Origin of the sequence: Klebsiella variicola, assembly GCF_000828055.2 — a bacterium.
Classification (GTDB): Bacteria; Pseudomonadota; Gammaproteobacteria; order Enterobacterales; family Enterobacteriaceae; genus Klebsiella; species Klebsiella variicola.
Genome location: NZ_CP010523.2, coordinates 3,057,956 through 3,078,378 on the forward strand (window position 1 = coordinate 3,057,956; position 20,423 = coordinate 3,078,378).

Below are 20,423 nucleotides of genomic sequence, written 5' to 3' on the forward strand. Positions count from 1 at the left end.
GAATTACTCTCCATTGTGTAGTGAAGCGCCATCATCCTGGGATGACGCAGAGGGTTGGTCCGGTAACCGGCAGGCGTCTACCTGCGGCACCAGACTGATTTCGACACGACGGTTCAGCGCACGGCCCTCCGGCGTATCGTTTGTTGCAATTGGTCGGCTTTCGCCATAGCCCTGAACGGCAAAGCAGCTGTCCGGCACGTCGCCGGTATCGCGCATCCAGTCGCGGACCGATTCCGCACGTTTCAGCGACAATAGCTGGTTGGCTTTTTCCTCACCGACGCTGTCGGTGTGGCCCGCCACCACGATCAGCCACCCGGGCCTGGCCTTAATGTCCATCAGCGAGTTGACCAGCCGCTTTGTCGAACCAGGCTTCAGTACCCATTTCCCGGTATCGAATAGCGACATGCTGTCAAGGCGGATGACGTCCGGCGCGACGCGCTGCACCGGCCTGGGTGGCGGAGGCGGCACGTAACCGCGAATCGCCTCCAGCAACGGCAGGCGAATCTGCTCCCCGCGATACAAGCCCAGACTCAGGCGCAGCGGGACGCCGTTACGCGCCCAGCTATCGAGCAGCGCGGCATCTTCACGCAGCACCCTGACAGCGCTGGCTTTTGGCCGATAATCATCCATCGCAATCCGCTCATAACGGGCAATATCGACGCCCACGCGCTGCAGCAGTTGTCGATTGTTCCAGCCACTGCTGAGCAGCGCGGCGACAGCGGCGAGGGTGAAAATCGCAAGCGCCGCGCGCCAGGCCCTGCCTCGTGGCGTGAGTCCCCGTCCCGCCGGTAACTGCGGCAGGATGAATTCCGGCAACGCTGAAGCGTCCTCGGTGTCGCTCTCATCTGGCTGCCAGCCAGCTACCCGCGACAGGCCGCTATGTCGGGATAACCACGTCGTCCAGGCCGACGACGCCAGACTTCCAGGCAGCGAGGGCCCGAGCCCCCACAGCACGGCCGCTGGGGTCAGAGGCGGCAGGTCGGTATTTTCTTCCGTCAACACGGCATGGACGTGCTGTTCAAACCAGCCCATCAGGCTGTTCATCAGCACCTGCTGCTCCAGCGCGGCCGCCCCGCCGGCGCTTACCCAGGCCGGTACGGAACAGGGGGCGCAGGAGGGCTGCCAGACTTTCACCGCTTCGCCCGGCATCGCCGCCTGCCACAACAGGTCGCGACTCATCGCGCTGCCCACCTGCCCCTGCAGCGCCAGCGGTACGGCATACCCCGTCTGCTGACGCAGCTGGCTGAGTTGCCAGCGCAGGGCCAGCAGAGCGCTGGTCAGCGCATCGCTTTGCACATGCCGCTGCGGGCAGACGCAGAGCAGCACCGACAGCTGAGGCCCCCATTCCGGCCGCTGGCTCAATACCTGGCGCGCGACCTGCTGCAGCTCCTCCGTCTTTTCCACGCGGATCCAGCAGCCCTGTTTGACGACTCGCACCGGTGACGCTGGCGGCCAGACACTCGGCAGGTCGCCGCAAACGAGGACCACCGGCTGGCGATAAGCGCCCTCCGGGAGAGGGGCCAGGGTTGATGCGACGTTACGTCCGGTACGACGACTGGCGATGCGCCAGATCCCGATGATCAGGGCCAGCGTGACCAGCAGAATGAGCCACGCCCCCCAGCGGGGAACCGGCAAAAATAGCAGGCACACCAGCGCACTCAGCAGGCTGGTCCACAGCGCCAGCCCACGCTGCTGCGCGGGGCTCATTTCACCGTCCCCGGTAACAGGGTCAGCAGCAGGTGATCGAGCCAGTGGTTCAGCCCCCACCACAGGACGAGTACCACCATCACGCTCAGGCCAATTCGCACGGGCCAGGAGGCCAGCCAGCCGCTTATCCCCAGTCCGGCGCGATTCTCTACCAGTACGGGAGCGGTTGACGGGCATTGAAAAGGTGGGACATGCTCACTGAGCGCGTTGATCAGCTTCAGGCGCTCGGGATCGTTGAGGGAGCGAAAGCTGCCAACAAAACCCAGCAGCATCACCCGCTGAAAACAGGTGACCACGGCCAGGTCTGGCGCCGGTTCACGCAGCACATCACGCATCCGATCGCACAGCGTATCACCGGCATCCATGGTGCCGAGGAAGTGCCCCTGCAGCGGAATGTCATACCACTGCAGGCAGGCCTCATCCTCCACGCCGCGCCCTTTCACGGCTTCATCGAGCAGCGCGCACTGGGCGGTGAGAATATGCTGACAGCTGGCGTCATCAAGCCCGCTCGCCTTCAGCTCATGTTGCACGCGCTCGACATCAGCAATACAGCGCTGCCATAGCGTGTACCCTTCCTCATCGCGGAACTGCGGGCCGTGGCGCAGGCTGATAACCTGCAGCCAGGTGTTCTGCAGCAGCGCATCAATATCAATGGACGCGGCGTTACCGCGTTTAGGCTCATTCACGTTCGTAGTACCGCAAAAAGTTCAAGTTCAGGCTCACCGAGCATCCCCGGGACGTAAAACATACAGGTGCCGCTCTGCAGCATTTCCGTCGCCAGAGGGTGGGACACATCGAGGCTGAAATACTGATTTTCCAGACGCAGCGGGATCGCCGCCGGCACATGACGCAATGGCGTGAGGGGCACCCCTGTCCGCGAGGAGTTGACGATGGCTTTGACATGATCCGGACTGCCCACTTTGCACTGTCGCGGAAACTGCTCCTGCAGTCGGGCGACCGGTACCGAAGAACGAACCGACAGGTAGTAGTCAGCCCCTTCCCGCAGCCGGGCATCGTGCAGACGCGCCTGCCAGAAGTGCAGCCGGGCATCATGCTCCAGCGCAATCGCCACCACCCGCGACGGCAGGCTCGCCTCCAGCAGGTCGCTCAGTAAATCAAACAGCGGCGGAAAAACCGCGTTCAGCTGGTCATGCTGATAGATCGGGACGGCATTCGCCTGATGGGTAAGCGAAAAGGTCAGCAGGCTGCCAGCCAGGCGCGCCAGCTCCGGATAGAGGCGTTCCGGCGGGCTCTGTTGGTCACGCAGAAAGTACCCCAGCACCGGCTCGGCGCTGTTCAGCGCGTTCAGCAACCAGAACAGAGAGACATCGGCCACGGCAAAATCAGCCATCCGTTCATTGCTCTCGCGACGCATGGCCATCAGGCGCGTCAGACGAGCCCGAAGCTGAGTAAGCAGTTGTTCAAGCTGCGTCGCCAGCCAGCGGCTGCCCTGGATCTGCAGCAGCGGCGGGAGAAACGTCTCGTCGATAAGCCAGGCCCCCTGCGAGTCCCGCTGCAGGCGAACAAGCGGGCAGGTCAGGTAATCGCTGTTGTCCTGATGGGCGAAGCGGAGGGTCAGCTCCGGCTGCATGACGGCAATCTGCCGGGTATCATCCCCGAACTGGTTGCGGACATCACGCCAGCGCTGCCGGAAGCGCACCGGCCTTTCGGCCACCTCCTCCGGCTTCAGACAGTTGCCGCCATTCGCCTGCATCAGGGGCAGCGCCAGCACGATCACCGCCTCGCCGGACGCGCCGTCCAGTGACAGCGCGGACGGCAGCGCATCGGCATTGTCCGTATCAATCATCGTGCCATCCTGGAACCGGACCTGCAGCCTGTGAGCCTGCAGGCGGCCCAGTTTGAGCATCTCTGGTTCGAAGGTCGCCTCCATCACTCCCCAGGGGTGGTTAAGCCCCATCCGGGCAATCACTTCCGCAGTCCAGGCTGCATACGCAGCCTGCTGTTGAAAATGCTGGGGCGACACCATAATGCCCCGGCCCCACAACGGACGTTCCGTTTTCATCATCGTCCGAACCTACGCCTTCGCCTTTGGCATCTGGCTAACCAGCGACAGATTGACGTCCATCCCCTCGACCTGGAAGTGCGGCACCGCGTACAGCTTCACGCGGAAGAAGCCCGGGTTATCCTCAATATCTTCCACCACCACGCTGGCATCGCGCAGCGGATGGGAGGCCTGCAGCTCGTCGCCGGGGTCGGTCATTTCAGTCACCAGGCTCCGCACCCAGGTGTTCAGCTCCAGCTCCAGCAGCCGCCGGTCCTTGGTGGTGCCGATATTCTCGCGCTGGATCATCTTCAGGTAGTGCGCGATGCGCGACAGCAGGAAGATATAAGGCAGACGCGCGTTGATGCGGCTGTTGGCGGTGGCGTCAGCGGTATCGTACAGCGCCGGTTTCTGCGCGGAGTTGGCCGAGAAGAAACAGGCGTAATCGCGATTTTTGTAGTACGACAGCGGGATAAAGCCCAGGCTGGCGAACTCAAACTCCCGCGTTTCCGGGATCATCACCTCGGAAGGAATTTTCACCTGGTTGCCGGTGCCCAGATCGTACAGATGGATGGGCAGATCTTTCACCGCGCCGCCGGCCTGCGGACCGCGAATTTGCACGCACCAGCCGTTATTGACAAAGCTCTTCACCATATTGGAAGCGAAGGAGAACGCCGCGCTGGTCCACAGATACTTTTCGTGGTCCGGACCTTTCACCTGCTCGACATAGTTGAAGCTGCGCACCGGCACGGTGTCGGGACCGTACGGCAGACGACCCAGCACGCGCGGCATCACCAGGCCGATGTAGCGGGCATCGTCGGTTTCACGAAATGATTTCCAGCGGATATATTCCGCGCGATCGAAGTAGTTGCCGATATCCTTAATAGCAGCCACCTCTTCCATGGTCTCTTTCAGGAAGAAGGCCGGGCCGACGGCGCCGATAAACGGCATATGGGCGGCCGCAGAGACGCGGGAGATATTGCGCAGGAGCGCCACATCCTGCGGGCTGGCGTCGAACTCATAGGCCGAGATCACCGAGCCGATCGGCTCGCCGCCGGGAGTGTCATACTCCGCGGTATAGGTGTGCCAGTAGAGGCCGCTCTGGATAAGCTCCGGCGCGTCCTCAAAGTCCTGGCGCAGATCGTCTTTGGCGACGTCCAGGATCTCCGTTTTGACGTTCTGCCGATAGTCGGTGTTGTCCACCAGCTGTTTGAGGCCGCGCCACAGGGATTCGACCTGCTGAAACTCCTGATGGTGCATCACCGCGTCCAGCTGACGGCTTATCTGGAAATCCAGTTCGGCGATATGGTGGTCAATCAGCGTTTTGTCGAGCTTTTCCACCCGCTGACCGGACTGACGGATGCGATCCATAAACACCTGCATCGCCGCGGTGAGACGCTCCGCCGCCGGCGCTTCGGAGAGCGCGGCATCGTCCAGAAAGTCGTTGATATCCCCGAGGTGAGACGCCGGGGCGAGATTAATTTTTTCAAACAGCGAGGCGTAAACGCCCTCGCCCGCCCTATTTTCCTGCAGCGTGGTTTGCCCCTGAACAGGGGCGTTTTCTGTGGTAACAGACATTAGCATTTTCCCGGTTAATCCATTAACAGACTTGCCCCGCCATTATTTCGGGGCAAGCGCACTCATTTCGTCGCGTAATTCCTGGGACAGCGCCGGATCTTTCAGGATTGCCTCAAGCTCTTTTCTGAAAGTGGCGTTATCAAGCAGATTGGATTTGAGATCGCGTAATAAATTACGCATCGCCAGCATGGCGCGGAGTTGCGGTATTTGCCGGGCAACCTGCTCCGGTTCAAAATCTTTGATGTCGGTAAAACGCAGTCTGACATTCTCCTCTTCACCATTACCGGCCAGCGTATTCGGCACCGAGAGGTTAACTTCCGGGCTAAATTCCGAAAGTACGCTGTTAAAGTTATTTTTATTGACGTTGATTTTTTCTCTTTCCGATAAAGGCCGGTTTTCCTTACCATGACTAAAATCGCCAATGGTAAGCAACTTCAGCGGTAGCTCGACCTTCTTCTGCGCGCCGCCGGTATGAAGAGATAATTTGAGATTAATGCGCGCCCTGGGGACTTCATTCTGGAACGTATCAGCCATAGCAGTTCCTTTCCTTAAGGAATAATTATTGAAGAGTTGACGATAAAAACCGGATGATAATAGAGCAAAAACAGATTATCGATCAACTTAACAAGAATATTTCTTTAATGCATTCACAAGGCAAACAAGTTTATTTTAATAGTAACAACAATGAATGACTTACAGCCAAATATAAAGTCCAAAGCCAACACCCTCAATTAACATTGAACACATGAATATTCACATCACATATCATCAAGGCGATAAAAAAATAGATTAAATGAATATGATAGCGGCAATTCCCGTGAATGATATTGTCATGAGATAATTGATATTATCGTTAGCAGATCAAGCACGCATTTAAGCCACTTCTCCTGTTTTCGTCCACGCTGAACCGTCAGCAGCCCTGGCACACAGGCCTGCGGAACCCGCGATATTTTCCACCACAGACAGCCGTCAGTAGCTGAAAAAGGCTATTTCCCCGGGTGACTGACCACACGGCGATGTCGGCAAAAGTTGTCGTTACCAGAAAAAACATGACCCCGATAGCAAGATGCACACGCTACCGTCTTCGGCATCCTGAGGGGGTCGCATTCTGCGGATCGCCAGGCTATATCTAAGACACCTTTCTCCCACAACGAGTAAAAATGATGAGCAAGAAGATCCTGATGCTGGTCGGCGATTATGCCGAAGATTACGAAACGATGGTCCCTTTTCAGGCACTGCAGATGATTGGCCACCAGGTCGATGCCGTCTGCCCGGATAAAGCCGCTGGCGACTATGTCATGACCGCGATCCATGACTTTGACGGCGCCCAGACTTATAGCGAAAAGCCGGGGCACCGCTTCACCCTGAACGCCAATTTTGCCGCGGTGAAGGCCGAGGACTATGACGCGCTAGTGATCCCCGGTGGCCGGGCGCCGGAGTATCTGCGCCTGAACGAGGAGGTTATTAAACTGGTACAGGCATTCGACGCCGCGCGTAAACCTATCGCCGCCGTCTGCCACGGCCCGCAACTGCTGGCCGCCGCTGGTATTCTCCAGGGCCGCACTTGCAGCGCTTATCCCGCCTGTGCCCCGGAAGTGCGCCTGAGCGGTGGGCACTATGCGGATATTGGTATCGACCAGGCGCATGTTGACGGCAATCTGGTCACCGCCCCCGCCTGGCCGGCCCACCCGCAGTGGCTGGCGAAATTCGCCGCCCTGCTGGCGGAATAACGGCCTGTAGAGAAAGCGTTTTCTCTGGCGAAGGGAATTGGCCATCGCCGCGCTGGTGCTCTCCTTCCCACCGGCACGGCGCTGTTTGATCAGCCGTTCCCGCAGCAGCTTAACCTGACTCAACTCAGCAAAACGTTGGCCGGATAGTCCCCTCGCTTCAGATCCGCATTCCCCCGGAAACCTCAATGCGCTGGGCATTCACCCAGCGATGATCATCGGATAACAGCGAGGCGATCATCGGCCCGATATCCTCTGGCACCCCCGGTCGTCCCAGCGCCGTCATGTTCGCCACCGCCTGAGCGACCTGCGGGTTATCCCGCACCACCCCGCCGCTGAAATCGGTGGCGATGGCGCCGGGCGCCACGCAGTTCACCGTAATTGCGCGACTGCCCAGCTCAAACGCCATATAGCGGGTCAGGGTTTCCACCGCGGACTTCATGATCGCATAGGGCGCCCGGTTCGCCATCACGATACGGGTTAGCCCGGACGAGACATTCACTATCCGTCCGCCATCGGCCAGCAGCGGCAACAGTTTTTGGCTGAGGAAAAAAACGCCCTTCACGTGGATACGATACAGCGCATCGAATTCCGCTTCCGTGGCGTTAAGAAAACCCATGCCGCTGGCATTGCCGGCATTATTGACCAGGTAATGAAACCGATCGGCCCCCAGCTCCGCCAGCGCCTCCTGAAAGGCGCTGACAAATCCGTCAAAGGTATCGGTTTCGCCGGCGCTGAAGGGCAACGCAATCGCCCGGGCGCCCAGTGCTTCAACACGTTTAACCACCTCGTTCGCCTCGGCAAAATACGCGTTATAGGTCAATACCACATTCACGCCGCGCTGAGCCAGCGCTTCAACGGTCGCGCGCCCCAGGCCGCGGCTGCCGCCTGTCACCAGGGCAATTTTTGCGCTATTGTTCATGTTTCCCCCTTTTCTCTCTGCTGAAAACATGAGCGATTATAGGCTTCTGCATGCCGACGATAAGATCGCATTGCCCGACAGGATTGTTTTGCCAGCTGGAACAATGTCATGGATAAACTGGATACCCTGACCCTGTTCGTGCGCATCGTCGAACGAGGTTCGTTCAGCGCCGCCGCCGCGGATCTGGGTTTTTCCCGGCCGGTGGCGACCGCGGCCATTAAGGCGCTGGAGGCCAGTCTCGGGGCGCGGCTGCTGCAGCGCACCACCCGGCACGTACGACCGACGGCGGAGGGCTAGCTGTATTATCAGCGCTGCGTGGCTATTCTGGCGGCCCTTGAGGAGGCCAACCGCAGCGCCGGGGGGAGCATTGCCGGTATTATCCGCGTGGACGTGGCGGGCAATCTGGCGCGAACCCTGCTGCTGCCCGCGCTGCCACAGTTTCTCGCCCGCTATCCTGCCATGACGCTGCAGATCGGTGAAAGCGAGCGCGACGTCGATCTGGTTCGCGAAGGGGTCGACTGCGTCATTCGCGGCGGCCATCTCCCCGACAGCGAGATGATTTGCCGGCCGCTCGCCAGGCTGCAGGAAATCACCTGCGCCAGTCCGGCCTACCTCGTCCGGTACGGTACCCCGCATACGATTGAAGGACTGACGGGCCACGTGATGATCGGGTTTGTTTCATCGCGCACGCAACGTACCTTGCCGCTGAGCTTTACCCAGGATGGCCGCCAGAGCGAGGTCAGTTTGCCCTGTCGGCTGCTGACCTCCGATGCCGACGTTGGCGCCGAAGCGGCAAGGCTTGGCTTTGGCCTGTATCAGGCCCCCTTGCCCCGCCTTGAGGCCGATCTGGCGTCGGGCGCGTTAACGGAAGTGCTGGCCGATTTTCGCCCTGCGCCGCTCCCGCTCTCCCTGCTCTATCCCAGTAATCGGCAGCTCTCTGCCCGGGTACAGGTATTTATCGACTGGGTGACGGCGCTGATGAAGCCTCCCCTGGCGCAGCAGGCATCCGGAAGGCTAAAATAATATTTGCTATTATTTGCGGCTCGTGCGTTAATCGTTAAGTCGATTTACCAGACGAAAAGTTATTATCTAAGTACGCGTTCTCATCTCCAGGCGTTATCCCTGATACCACCTTCCTTTGAGCAGTCCCGTTAGTATTTTGCTTTTTCTGTAAACAGGCTCTGTCAGATCCCTGTTGGCTCGTTAATAAAGCCCTCCGACTGACGCAATACCCGGCTTACCACTAACAAAAATCAGCCGCGTTAATTTTCCTGAAAACGACCTTTGTCTTTTCAACAGAACATTACCCATACAAGGTTTACATTATGATTGAACATATCCATTTTAGATGCCCATGCTGCCATGGCTCCCAGTACAGAACGTCCCAGTTTGATGTGACGGAAAAAAATCCCTTTGGTGCGAAATGCATTTTCTGCAAATCGGCGATGATGACATTTGATGCTATCCGCCCTCGTCATCTGGGCGCGCAGTCTACTGCGCAGGCACAACAATAAGTATGCGCGGGTAAAGCATGCCTGTTATCCGCCAGGCGGATGACGTCTTTTTCTCAACCGCCGTTTTTGTCGGCTGAATAATTAACAGCGGGATCAGGCAACGCTTTTATCAGGGTGGTAATATTTTTCCCTGCATTCATTTCAACGTCAAAAAAGTCCACCGCACGCAGAATAAGCCGCAAGCCTCTACCGCTTTCCGCTAACGGATCGACATCGAAATGCTCATTACCACGCGCCAGCGCCAGGCGCTCGGCGGGAAAGGTTTCCCCCGAGTCGGTAAAGCGCAGCGTCACCCGTCGGTCCGCGACCCTAAACTCCACACCAAAACGACTTTCCCGATCCTCATGCAGCGCATAGCGAATAATATTCGTTGCCGTTTCACAAGCGGCGAGATCGAGCGCGAAACGCCACTCCTCCCCGACAGGCAGCGAAGCCATTTGCTGGGCAAGCCACTCCGCCAGCGGTGAAAGCGAGGTGAGTTCGGCAGGAAACATCATGTTGCTATTCACGGGCACGTCACTCATTTAACTGCGCAAGTGCCGAGGTGCGATCCTCGCAAATGCGGAAAATACGATCCATACGGGTCAGCGTGAACATATTGCGGATGCCAGGATTCAGCGCGCACAGCGTCATCTCCCCTTTCCCGTTCATCATCTTCATCAGAGAAACCAGGGTTCCCAGACCGCTACTGTCGATAAAATCAATTTCGCTGAAATCAACAATCAGATCGCCGGGCGCTTCGCCTATCTCCTGGGCGATTGCCGATTTAAAGGCTACTGCGACGGAAGCATCCAGCCGACGCACCGCCGGCGTCAGGATCGTCACCGAGGCCTGCCGTTCGGTTTCAATTTTCATCACTGTCCCCTGTACGTTCAATAATCAAGAGTGAAACATCATCGGCCATCGCCTGGGTCTCCTGCGCGTCGCCATTGCGCCAGTGGATCAAGTGCCGGGCAAACCGCGGCAGCAGCGCGGGCAGCGGCTGCGTCACACTGTCCTGCAGCCACGCTTGTAAACGCGCTTCGCCAAACTGTTCACCGCTCCGGTTTTCACATTCGGTGATACCGTCGCTGAACAGGCAAAGCCGCTCTCCTGGCGCCAGCGAGAAACTGACATCTGCCCATGAGAGATGGTTTATCAACCCCACCGGCGCCCCACCGCTACCGGCCGAGCGCACACTTCCATCAACGGTGACGATAAACGGCGTGGGATGCCCGGCCTGACACAGTTTCCCCTCACCGGTTGTGAGGTCGATGACGCCATAGATCAGGGTGAAATAGCTGACAATCTCTGCCTCGTCGCTACAAAAACGACCATTCAGGATCTGCACTACCTCGGCAGGTGATGCCGGCTGGTTATCAGCAGAGAAAAGAAAACGCTCAACCGCCCTGCCATGTAGAAACTGGCGGGCGACGGCAAGCGACATCATCGCCGCCCCCACGCCGTGCCCGGAGACATCCACGCAGTAAAATCCGAGATGCTCCCCCAGCGGGAAAACATTAAAAATATCCCCCGATACCCAGGCCGACGGCAGGAAAATCCAGTCGGAGAAAAAACCCTGATAGCACAGCTGATGAGCCGGGAGAACCGACTGCTGAATGCGCGCCGCCAGCTCCAGATCCTGTTCAATCTGCCGCAGCGCTTCACTTAGCCGCGTATTGCGCGCGGCGAGGTCGGCTTCAAGGGAGAGGATCCGCGCCCCGGCGTGCAGTCGCGCCCGCAGTTCACTCTGCTCCACCGGCTTACTGAGAAAATCATCGGCCCCTGCCGCAAACCCTTGCGTTAAATCGCCCGGATTTTCGCGAGCGGTGAGCAATATCAGATAAACGTAGTGACCAAACTGGCGACGGCGAACTTCCCGGCACAGCGTCAGGCCATTCATCTCCGGCATTTCCCAGTCGCTAATCACCAGGCTGACGGGCTGGTTTTCGAGGATCGCCAGCGCGGCGACGCCGTTTTCCGCCTCACTGACGATATAGCCCCACTGCGTCAACATTCGGCTCAAGAGCCGACGATAAACCAGCGAATCTTCAACAATCAGGACGTGCTGTGCCGACATCGCGCCTCCTAAATCGGCAAGAACCAGATAAGGCTGATCGTGCCTTCACGAAACTTGCCGCTGCCGCTGTCGTGCCCCGGATAGCGGGTACCGGCATAGTTGGCATACTGCACAGAGAACGATCCTGGCGTATAGCCCGCGTAACCGAAGCTGTAGCTGTAGTCGCCATTCCACGGTTGCTGCTGGCTGCTGTCGGGGTACCAGAACGCCGTCGCACGGATAAAGAAATGTTGCTTAAAGGTATATCCGCACCCCCCGAGCAGTACGTTTTTGTTTTTGCGTATATCGTCACTCTCCAGATCGTAATAACGCGGCACCCAACTGTAGCCCACCTGGCACATGATGGCGTCGCCTTTGTTGATCAGCAGCGTATTCTCCATGGGCTTCGGCAGGGAAAATTTATATGCCAGAGTGATGGCTCCCTGCTCAAAATAGGTGTGACGCTTGCTGCCTGAGGTCCAGAAGTGGTTATCGCCATAGTTACTGTAAACCAGGCTGACGGTATTGGCATGCCAGTCGTCGTAGCCAAAACTATAGCGAAAATCGGCGGTATAGCGGCTGGTATCAGTCACCGGTAAACGGGATGTCACGTTGGCGAACCAGAAGCTGTAAGGCGAGTATTGCAGGCTGAGGTTCAGCGTCTGATTATATTTTTTCTTCTGTTCTGCGCTGTCTGAGCTGTTGGGGACGGTCATCCACTGCTCTTTTAAACCCGAACTAAAGCTCAGCGCTCCCGAAAACACCTTGTCATTCCCGGAAAAAAGCCGTCCCCAGCGGCTGGTAAACACGCCGGCCTGCACCGGTTCACCATTTTTATCACGCAGCGGTTGTGCGTCGTTATTCTCTGCTCCTTCCGCACCTGCGATGGCGCACCATAGCGCGCAGGCCAGCATATACTTCTCCCGCATTTGCCCTTCCTTAGTTAGGTATCCAGCGTGCGGCGACGCGGTATTTGGCCATCAGCCACAGTACGCCCAGCGCGGCGGCATGGATCAAGGTGTTCACTATCCACGCCTGGTGCCACAGATCGAAGGTGACCAACTGGCTTACGGCGAGCACGATATAAACATGCAAAATGAAGGTGTAGAGCGAACGCTGCCCGAGCGGGATCAGGAACCAGCCAGCCAGCCAGTTCAGGGGACGCCAACACCAGGTCAATAACAGATAAATAGTGACCATCAGACTGATATCATTGAGGATCCGTACCGGCCCGAGGCCGTTTTTCGCCGCCCAGGTATGATAAAAGGCGTTAAACTCCGCCGGAGGGATCACGTGCATCAGCAGCGCGGGCGGCATAAAAGGATTGGTATGGTTCTGGGCGACAAACGCAAGGATAAGCGCGATGAACACCAGCGCCGCGACGGCGACTTTGCCGGGTGGCGTGCGGGCGAAAGAGATCAGTTCCGCTTTGTACCAGCCGCAGCACATTCCCAGCACAAAGATAAATTGCCAGGCCAGCAGGGGAAAGGCGAATTCAAATTCGCAGGGCGTCACCCGTACCGGCCAGCGTTGCCAGCAGCCGTAGATCAGCAGCGAGACGCCCAGTAAGGGGTAGACGTGACCCTTTTGCAGCATTCCCAGAAACAACGGGCTGAGTAACAACAGAAAAATATAGAGACCGAGGATCTGCGTTTGGTGTGGGCCAATCTGCAGATAGAGGATAATGTTAAACCACGTCTCTTTTATTTGCGGGGTGAGTGGATAGAGCGACCAGCTGGTCCCGGAAAAACGATCGGTAAAGTGAGTGACTTCAAAGGCATTAATAAACGGAAAATATCTCAGCAAAAGAAAAGAGACAATAATAATAATATTAACCTGATATATTTTCCATGCGCGCAGATAAAGTCCCCAGCCCACCGTCAGTAATACAGCTTTTTGTAATCTGACACGATTTAGCATCCCTAACATAAAGCCCGACAGGATCACAAAACCCTCGGCGCCAGTGGTCAAACCAAAACGCTCCCAGCTGAAAATATTAAATATCGACATCACTTCCGTATGCGCCACCACCATCATAACGAGAGCAATGCCGCGCATAAAGTCGATACGCAGGTCGCGTTCACCCGCCAGAGAATAACGCCAGACTATTGATTTATCAGTTTCTTTTTGCGAAATCGCTGAGGCAACCTGGCTCATGGAGGATCCTGTCGTCTACCCTGCAACATTTATTACAAATTATTTAGATAGTGTAGAATGCGCTATCTTGCAATGCCCTTTTTATAAATTCCCCCTGCATGCATCACACTATGTTAAGCTATCCAGGCACTTCTCAATTCACGCTGTTGAAATTTTTACGCCGCCATCTACACTCATTTTACTGTTATTTACCTGCCATAATGCGTCCTGCTGAATGCACCAGGTCGATAACAGACCTGTCACTCAAACTCAGCGCGGAATCAGGATATCCTTGCTATGGATTTTTATTTTTCCCGTTTTGAACATCGTCGACCGCCTGAGCCGCTCAGCACTCCGAGCTGGGTAAGAATGATCTGGCAGGTATTCGCTGTGGCCGCCCTGGTTCTTGGTGCCAATTATATTTACTGGCGCTGGACCGCGTCCTTAAACACTGACGCACTGTGGTATGCAATCCCTCTGGTGCTGGCGGAAACCCTGGCGTGGATTGGCACAGTTCTGTTCACCATTAATTTATGGCAGGAAAAAGATCCTCCGCCAGGCGTCCCCCCGACGGAGATCAACGACTGTCTGCGAGCGGATGAAGCGGTGGAGTCGAGGCCGATTAAAGTCGATCTGTTTATCGCCACCTATTCCGAAGACGTGGAACTGGTCAGGCTGTCGATCCGTGACGCCATGCAGATGACCTATCCCGGTCCGCTCGACTATAAGGTGCATGTCCTTGACGACGGGCGTCGCCCGGAAATGAAGGCGGTCTGCGAGCAGGAGGGGGCGAACTACATCACCCGTCAGAGTAATATCGGCTATAAAGCCGGTAACCTGCGCAACGGGCTGGAACATACCGATGGCGACTTTCTGATCATCTGTGATGCCGATACCCGCGTTTTCCCAACCCTGCTGAGCCACACGCTCGGCTACTTTCGCGATCCGGACGTCGCCTGGGTGCAGACCCCGCAGTGGTTTTTCGATCTCCCTGAGGGGGAGGATCTGGCATGCTGGCTGCGGCGTAAAGCTGGCGGCGCAGGCTACGGGGTGGGCTGGCTGGCGCAGAAAATCGTCGGTCCGGTGACCATCGGTCGCGATCCGTTTTTCAACGATCCGCGCATGTTTTACGACGTGATTTTACGGCGCCGTAACTGGGCTAACGCCGCGTTCTGCTGTGGTGCCGCCTCCGTTCACCGACGGGAAGCGGTGATGCAGGCGGCACTGCGCAGCTACGTCTGGAGCGTTGACGCCGAGATCGACCGTCATACGCGGGATATTCGCGACCCGGTAACGCGGGAAGCGCTGCAGGACGCCATGCGCCCCCACGTGGCCTTTGATACTGAACTGACGCCCTATAAGTTCCACGTCTCAGAAGATATTTATACCTCCATCCTGCTGCACGGCGACGCTGCTCGCCGCTGGCGCTCAGTAATGCACCCGCGGATCGAGTCCAAAATGCTCTCTCCGCAGGATATGCTGACGTGGATGATCCAGCGCTTTAAGTATGCCGCCGGATCGCTGGATATCCTGTTCCATGACAACATCTTCAGCCGACGCCGCTTTAAACTCTCGCTGCCGCAAACGCTGATGTACGCGACCACCTTCTGGTCCTATCTGGCCTGCGTGTGGAACACCGTGTTCCTGATCTCGCCTGTTATCTATCTCTTCACCGGCATTCCCCCAGTGTCGGCGTGGTCTACCCCTTTCTATCTGCACTTTTTACCCTTTTTTATTGCCTCCGAACTGGCCTTTATGTTCGGCACCTGGGGCATTTCTGCCTGGGACGGCCGGGCCTCTTACCTCTCCTTTTTCTCGATGAATCTGCGGGCGCTGGACACCGTTTTGCGCGGGGAGCAGATCAAATTTCACGTTACGCCGAAAGAGCGACAGACGGGCCGTTTTCTCTATCTCGTCAAGCCGCAAATTGCCATCGTTTTGCTCACCCTGACAGGGCTGATATGGGGCGGCATTCAGGTGGCGCGCGGTGAGGTTGACGACCCCTCCGGGTACGTCATCAACATTTTCTGGGGCGCGGTGAATATTGCCGCCATGCTGCCGTTGATTTTCGCCGCCATGTGGACGCCCCCCGAAGAGCAGGAGGCGAGCCGATGAGGATCCGCGACGCCCTGCTCTCCGCCCGCAGCTATCTCACCATCCTCATTGGCTTCCTGCTGGGTTTTGCGATTGTCGTATGGGTGGAAAAACAAATGCCTGCGCGCGTCGAGAGCAGCGGTGGGATGACGTTGAGCCAGGATTTTCCGCCGCTCCCTGCCCCGCGCGAGCTGACCTTTGACGAGGCGATCTGGGCGCGAGTGGCCTGGCAGTATTATGTGAATAATACTCAGCCAAACGGTCTGGCCAATGCGCACGATGACGAACCCTGGCTTAGCCTGTGGAGCGTCGGCAGCTATCTTTTCGCCGTGGTCGCCGCAGAGCAGCTGCATATTGTGACCGCCGCCGAAGGCGATGAGCGCATTGCCGCCGCCCTGTTTACGCTCGGTCAACTGCCCCTCAACGCCCAGGGATTGCCCGCCGCTCAGTACCATGCCGACACGCTGCAGATCCTCGGCAACCCGGACTCCTCCGCCATCGGTATGGGACGCCTGCTCACCGCCCTGCAAACGCTGCTCTGGCGCTATCCTCAGCACGCCGCCGCGGTGCGGGATCTGTTTAATCAGTGGCGGGTCGGCGCGCTCATCAGCAACAGCCCCGCCAGCCAGGCCGCGGCGCCGCTGCACCACTGGGCGCTGGCGGCGGATGAACCGCGGGACAGCTTTGGCTACCGGCTGTATGCCAGCCATACGCTGCGGCTGATCGACAGCGCCGCGGGGCTGGCGGTGACCAACCCGCCGCAGGGGCAGCAGATGATCGACATCGACGGCATCATGGTGCCCGACGAGGGGCTGCGCACGCCGTGGGGGCGGCAACCTTCGCTGATCAGCCTGCCGTACCTGCTCACCGGGCTTGAGCTGGGCTTTGACGCGCAGAGTGCGGAGATCGCCTGGCGCATCATGCAAATCCAGCAGCGCCGTCATAGCCTGAGGGTCAGCAAGCCGCCGATCAGCACCGACTACGCCGAGCCCGCGCCGGATTATGCCAGCGCGCTGGCGGACCGGCAGCCGCAGAGCGCCTTCGCCCCGCGCAGTGCCACCCCGGAGCAAACGGCGATCACCTCTACCCGCACCGCCTTTGCCTGGTACGCCCTGTTCCGCAATAGCTGGAGCGAAGCGCTGCGCCAGCAGGTCCAGACGCTGCAGGTCCCGGGCAAGGGCTGGCAGCGTGGGTTAAATCTCAACCGCAGCGTCAACGACGTTGTTGACGGCGATACCAACGCGATCGTGCTGGAAAGCCTGGCCTACATTTCCCGGGGGCAGATGCTGTGTCTGGCCTGCCTGAGCCCTGCCCCTCTACCCTCGTCCTCAGCAGGAGCAACGCCATGAAGCTGACCTATTTTTCCCGTTTTCCCCTGCTGGCCGGACTCATGGCGCTGTGGCTCTCACTCTCCGGCGCGCAGGCCACGACCGGTCTGCCGGCTGCGGAATACGCCCCGCGTAGCGGGGAGCTGACGCCGAGGGAGATGACTATCGCCAGAAATGCCTGGCAATATTTCGTCGCCAACTTTCAGCCCACCACCGGGCTGGTCAATGCGGTAAACAAATACCCCTCGACCACCATGTGGGACAGCGCCTCCTATCTGGCCGCCATGACCGCGGCCCGTGAGCTGGGAATTATTGACAAGGCGGAGTTCGACCGTCGGATGCTGAAGTTTCTCGCCACGCTGAATAAGCTCGATTTATTCCGTAACGAATTACCTAACAAAGCCTATAACACCGTGAGCGGACAAAAGGTGAACTACCAGAATAAACCGGGTGAAATCGGCTATTCGGCGCTGGATATCGGCAGAATGCTGGTCTGGCTGAAGGTGATCAAGGAGCGCTATCCGGAATACAGCAACAGCATCGATAACGTGGTGCTGGGGTGGGATTTCAGCCATGTGGTCGACCCCTGCGGCACGCTGTATGGGGCTTATCTGGAAAACGGCCAGCCCAAATACGTTCAGGAAGGACGCCTCGGCTACGAGGAGTACGGCGCGGCGGGCTTTCAACTGTGGGGATTTAATACCTGTCAGGCCAGCCGGCCCCAGCCTTATGAGCTGGCGGAAATTTACTGCGTGATGGTCCCCTATGATTCTCGCGACCCGCGGCAAACCAGCCAGCATAACTATGTGGTCAGTGAATCTTACGTGCTGTATGGCATGGAGTTTGGCTTTGATAATCCTGCTGACCGGAACGATAGCCCGCGCGAGTACTCCCATCCATGGATGAAAAACTTTGCCGACCGGGTCTACCAGGCCCAGGAGAATCGCTACGCCATCACTGGGATCCTCACCGCTCGCTCCGAGCATCAGCTCGATAAATCCCCGTACTTTGTCTATGACACCGTGTTCAGCGACGGTTTTAACTGGAACACCATAACCGACAAAGGCCAGTTCGTACCGAACAGCGCCGCGGTGTCGCTCAAAGCGGCGATGGGGATGTGGGTGCTGTGGAACTCGCCCTATACCGATCGTTTGCTGGACGCCATTGAAAATGCGAACGAAGCGGGAAAAGGCTATTACGAGGGACTGTATGAAAACGGCGACGGGCCAATCAATGAGTTCACCGCCAACAATAACGGCATCATGCTGGAAGCGCTGCTGTTTAAAAAAGAAGGCAAACTGCTGCAGTTTTCCAGCGACAATCCGAAAAACCGCGATTTCGCGCCGTCGCTGTGGGACAAAAAGCTGGTGGATCTCTTTGAGCCCAATAACGGCCCGCGCAACCGCCCCTTCCTGAGCAATACCCCTGCCGTCAAGACATGGTGCGAACAGACCGGAACCACGCAGCGCACCCAACCCGCCTGCCAGGCCTGCCAGTGCGCCGCCTGCAAGGCTGACGAGCCCGTTAAACTTCCGCCGGTGACCGCGCAATGCTTAAAACCCTAGCTCGCTGGCTGACCGTCGCCATCCTCCTGCTGCTTATCGCCCTGGCGCTGTTCAGTCGCGAAGGCGCGGGGTGGCGCTGGCTGACCAAAGGCGGCTGGCACACCACCGCCCGTATCAGCAGCCTGACGCCGCAGGAGCGGACGTGGGCGCAGATCGCCTGGCGGTACGTCGAGAACAATACCCAGCCGCAAACCGGCCTGGTCAACGGCAGCGACAAACAGCCGCGCGCGACGCTGTGGCAGATGGGCGACACCCTTATCGCCCTGCTCGCCGCCAGAGAGCTGGGGTTGGTAAAGGAAGCGGAATTCGACGCCCGCCTGACGCCCCTGCTCGGCACCCTCAATCGCCTGACGCTGACCGACGGCGGTTCGCCGGGCAGGCTATACTCCACTCAGACGGCGACCCCTGTCGACTTCAGCGGCAAACCGGCGGCCAGCGGCTGGTCAGCAAAAGATATGGCCCGACTCATGCTCGCCCTGCGGCTCACCGCCGAACGCGCGCCGCAGTACGGCGAGTACATTGATAAAATTATCCTGCGCTGGAACTTCTGTCCGGTGATCGATAAAGACGGAGAGCTGTGGTCCGCCTCACTGCAGAACGGCCAGCGGACGATCCGCGAGGAGCTTCGGCTGGGAGACAGTGAATACGCCGCCAGCGCGTTTCGCCTGTGGGGATTCCCGGCCGGCAAGGCCTTCTCTCCCCCAGCGCGGAATGTGATTATGTATCAGCGTCGCCTCGCCGTTGACGACCGCGACCCGCGAACCACCTGGCAACCCGTGGTGCTCTCCACTCTGCCCGCCATGCTACCGGGACTGGAGTTCGGCTGGCAGCCGCCCGGCGTGCCGGAAGAGGTACAAAAAGCCATGCGCGAACGGGCGGAAGGGATATGGCTCAGCCAGAAAACGCGCTGGACACAGGATAAAGTGCTAACCGCCCGGGCCGATTTTTCGCTTACCCAGGCGCCCTGGCACGTGGAAGACACCGTCTGGGGGAATGGCTACGCCTGGAATACGCTCGGGGACGACGGGAAGTACTACCCCCGGCTGGCGCAGGTGACCACCAAAGCGGTCTTTGTCTTGTGGACGCTGTGGGAAACCGAGTATACCGATGCGCTGATGGCGGTCACTACCCATCTTAACGACTCGCAGCGCGGCTGGTTTGAAGGACGGGTCGAGGCCACCGGCGACGTCAACGCCACCCTCACCCTCTCCACTAACGCTATGGTGCTGGAGGCGCTGTTTTACAAACACAACGCCGGGCCGTTGTTCAAAAACGGCCTCGCGGATGACAACAGCTACTTTGCCCACCGCGCGACGGACGAATTTAACCCGCCCCGCCGCTGCCTGCCGGGCGAACGGGTCATTAGGAGCGCACCATGAAGTTTTATCGCGATCTTTTTGAAGCCAGTCTGAATCGTGTCGTACCGGAGCACGACAAACAGCGCTTCTTCCAGGCCTTCTACAGCACCTTTATCCATATGTCACCGGAAACCGAGCAGCACTTCTCCCAACGCTCCGGCGAGGAAGGCCAGCAGATGATCTTTAAAAGCTTTTTCGCCATGCTGGCGGTCAACGGCGACCTCTTCGTACCCGATTTTCTGGAACGGCTGGCACGCGAGCAGAGCGAGGAAGGCCTGCGTCTACCGCCGCGGTTTTTTGCCCTCTGGCGGGAAGCGATGCTCAAAACCGTCCGCGCCAGCGATCCACTGTGCGATGAAGAGATCCTCACTGCATGGGCAATGGCGATCGCCCCTGGTCTTGAGTATCTGCGCCGCCAGGCGGAGCTCCACTATCAAACTGTTGGCCAGTAATC

At 58.3% G+C, this 20,423-nt stretch carries 18 protein-coding genes and 1 pseudogene; 8 read left to right on the top strand and 11 right to left on the bottom strand.

The window, feature by feature from the left end:
* Positions 1-3: 3 nt before the first annotated feature.
* The 5 genes from SP68_RS14390 to tssB are packed head-to-tail and all read right to left on the bottom strand — an operon-like array spanning position 4 to position 5,821.
* Positions 4-1,707, bottom strand: coding sequence for an OmpA family protein (locus SP68_RS14390; protein ID WP_040968422.1), 1,704 nt, complete (start codon positions 1,705-1,707; stop codon positions 4-6).
* Positions 1,704-2,393: a type VI secretion system protein TssL, short form gene (gene tssL, locus SP68_RS14395; RefSeq protein ID WP_040968421.1), complete on the bottom strand. Its 690-nt coding sequence runs from the start codon at positions 2,391-2,393 to the stop codon at positions 1,704-1,706. The genes SP68_RS14390 and tssL overlap by 4 nt, the downstream gene beginning before the upstream one ends.
* Positions 2,390-3,733, bottom strand: coding sequence for a type VI secretion system baseplate subunit TssK (gene tssK / locus SP68_RS14400; RefSeq protein ID WP_162499976.1), 1,344 nt, complete (start codon positions 3,731-3,733; stop codon positions 2,390-2,392). Before tssK ends, tssL begins: the two co-directional genes overlap by 4 nt.
* A gap of 9 nt (positions 3,734-3,742) precedes the next feature.
* On the bottom strand, positions 3,743-5,287 hold the full coding sequence (gene tssC / locus SP68_RS14405) for a type VI secretion system contractile sheath large subunit (RefSeq protein ID WP_012541984.1): 1,545 nt from the start codon (positions 5,285-5,287) through the stop codon (positions 3,743-3,745).
* 42 nt (positions 5,288-5,329) lie between these two features.
* Complete coding sequence (tssB, locus tag SP68_RS14410; protein ID WP_004176434.1) at positions 5,330-5,821, bottom strand: type VI secretion system contractile sheath small subunit; 492 nt, start codon at positions 5,819-5,821, stop codon at positions 5,330-5,332.
* 629 nt (positions 5,822-6,450) lie between these two features.
* Between tssB and SP68_RS14415 the strand changes: the two genes are divergently transcribed.
* Positions 6,451-7,017, top strand: coding sequence for a DJ-1/PfpI family protein (locus tag SP68_RS14415; RefSeq protein WP_008805196.1), 567 nt, complete (start codon positions 6,451-6,453; stop codon positions 7,015-7,017).
* A 157-nt stretch (positions 7,018-7,174) separates the two neighbouring features.
* Here the strand turns inward: SP68_RS14415 and SP68_RS14420 are convergent, their stop codons facing one another.
* On the bottom strand, positions 7,175-7,936 hold the full coding sequence (locus SP68_RS14420) for an SDR family NAD(P)-dependent oxidoreductase (protein WP_040968420.1): 762 nt from the start codon (positions 7,934-7,936) through the stop codon (positions 7,175-7,177).
* A 108-nt stretch (positions 7,937-8,044) separates the two neighbouring features.
* Between SP68_RS14420 and SP68_RS14425 the strand changes: the two are divergent.
* Positions 8,045-8,959, top strand: a pseudogene (locus tag SP68_RS14425) (LysR family transcriptional regulator).
* A 302-nt stretch (positions 8,960-9,261) separates the two neighbouring features.
* A complete protein-coding gene (gene ymcF / locus SP68_RS26515; protein ID WP_008805199.1) occupies positions 9,262-9,450 on the top strand; it encodes a cold shock small protein YmcF in 189 nt (62 codons plus the stop codon).
* Positions 9,451-9,503: 53 nt separating this feature from the next.
* Here ymcF and SP68_RS14430 read toward each other — a convergent pair whose 3' ends face one another.
* The 5 genes from SP68_RS14430 to opgC are packed head-to-tail and all read right to left on the bottom strand — an operon-like array spanning position 9,504 to position 13,645.
* Positions 9,504-9,974: an ATP-binding protein gene (locus SP68_RS14430; RefSeq protein WP_039103190.1), complete on the bottom strand. Its 471-nt coding sequence runs from the start codon at positions 9,972-9,974 to the stop codon at positions 9,504-9,506.
* Positions 9,967-10,305 carry an STAS domain-containing protein gene (locus tag SP68_RS14435; protein WP_012541991.1) on the bottom strand — a complete coding sequence of 113 codons (339 nt, stop codon included), beginning with the start codon at positions 10,303-10,305 and terminating at the stop codon, positions 9,967-9,969. The genes SP68_RS14430 and SP68_RS14435 overlap by 8 nt, the downstream gene beginning before the upstream one ends.
* On the bottom strand, positions 10,295-11,509 hold the full coding sequence (locus tag SP68_RS14440) for a PP2C family protein-serine/threonine phosphatase (RefSeq protein WP_023340013.1): 1,215 nt from the start codon (positions 11,507-11,509) through the stop codon (positions 10,295-10,297). Before SP68_RS14440 ends, SP68_RS14435 begins: the two co-directional genes overlap by 11 nt.
* 8 nt (positions 11,510-11,517) lie before the next feature.
* Positions 11,518-12,417, bottom strand: a complete 900-nt coding sequence (locus tag SP68_RS14445) for a hypothetical protein (RefSeq protein WP_040968419.1) — start codon at positions 12,415-12,417, stop codon at positions 11,518-11,520.
* 10 nt (positions 12,418-12,427) lie between these two features.
* Positions 12,428-13,645: an OpgC domain-containing protein gene (gene opgC / locus SP68_RS14450; protein WP_040968418.1), complete on the bottom strand. Its 1,218-nt coding sequence runs from the start codon at positions 13,643-13,645 to the stop codon at positions 12,428-12,430.
* A 276-nt stretch (positions 13,646-13,921) separates the two neighbouring features.
* Between opgC and SP68_RS14455 the strand changes: the two genes are divergently transcribed.
* Genes SP68_RS14455 through SP68_RS14475 form a run of 5 tightly spaced genes read left to right on the top strand, consistent with a single transcriptional unit; the run spans position 13,922 to position 20,421 of the window.
* Complete coding sequence (locus SP68_RS14455) at positions 13,922-15,739, top strand: glycosyltransferase (protein WP_040968417.1); 1,818 nt, start codon at positions 13,922-13,924, stop codon at positions 15,737-15,739.
* Positions 15,736-17,067 (top strand): DUF3131 domain-containing protein, encoded by a 1,332-nt coding sequence (locus tag SP68_RS14460; protein ID WP_032700987.1) that lies wholly within the window; start codon positions 15,736-15,738, stop codon positions 17,065-17,067. Before SP68_RS14455 ends, SP68_RS14460 begins: the two co-directional genes overlap by 4 nt.
* Entirely contained in the window at positions 17,064-18,611 is a 1,548-nt protein-coding gene (locus SP68_RS14465; protein ID WP_039103186.1) for a DUF3131 domain-containing protein, read from the top strand. The genes SP68_RS14460 and SP68_RS14465 overlap by 4 nt, the downstream gene beginning before the upstream one ends.
* Positions 18,596-19,990 carry a DUF3131 domain-containing protein gene (locus SP68_RS14470; protein WP_008805207.1) on the top strand — a complete coding sequence of 465 codons (1,395 nt, stop codon included), beginning with the start codon at positions 18,596-18,598 and terminating at the stop codon, positions 19,988-19,990. Before SP68_RS14465 ends, SP68_RS14470 begins: the two co-directional genes overlap by 16 nt.
* Positions 19,987-20,421 carry a globin family protein gene (locus tag SP68_RS14475; RefSeq protein ID WP_008805208.1) on the top strand — a complete coding sequence of 145 codons (435 nt, stop codon included), beginning with the start codon at positions 19,987-19,989 and terminating at the stop codon, positions 20,419-20,421. Before SP68_RS14470 ends, SP68_RS14475 begins: the two co-directional genes overlap by 4 nt.
* Positions 20,422-20,423: the final 2 nt, after the last annotated feature.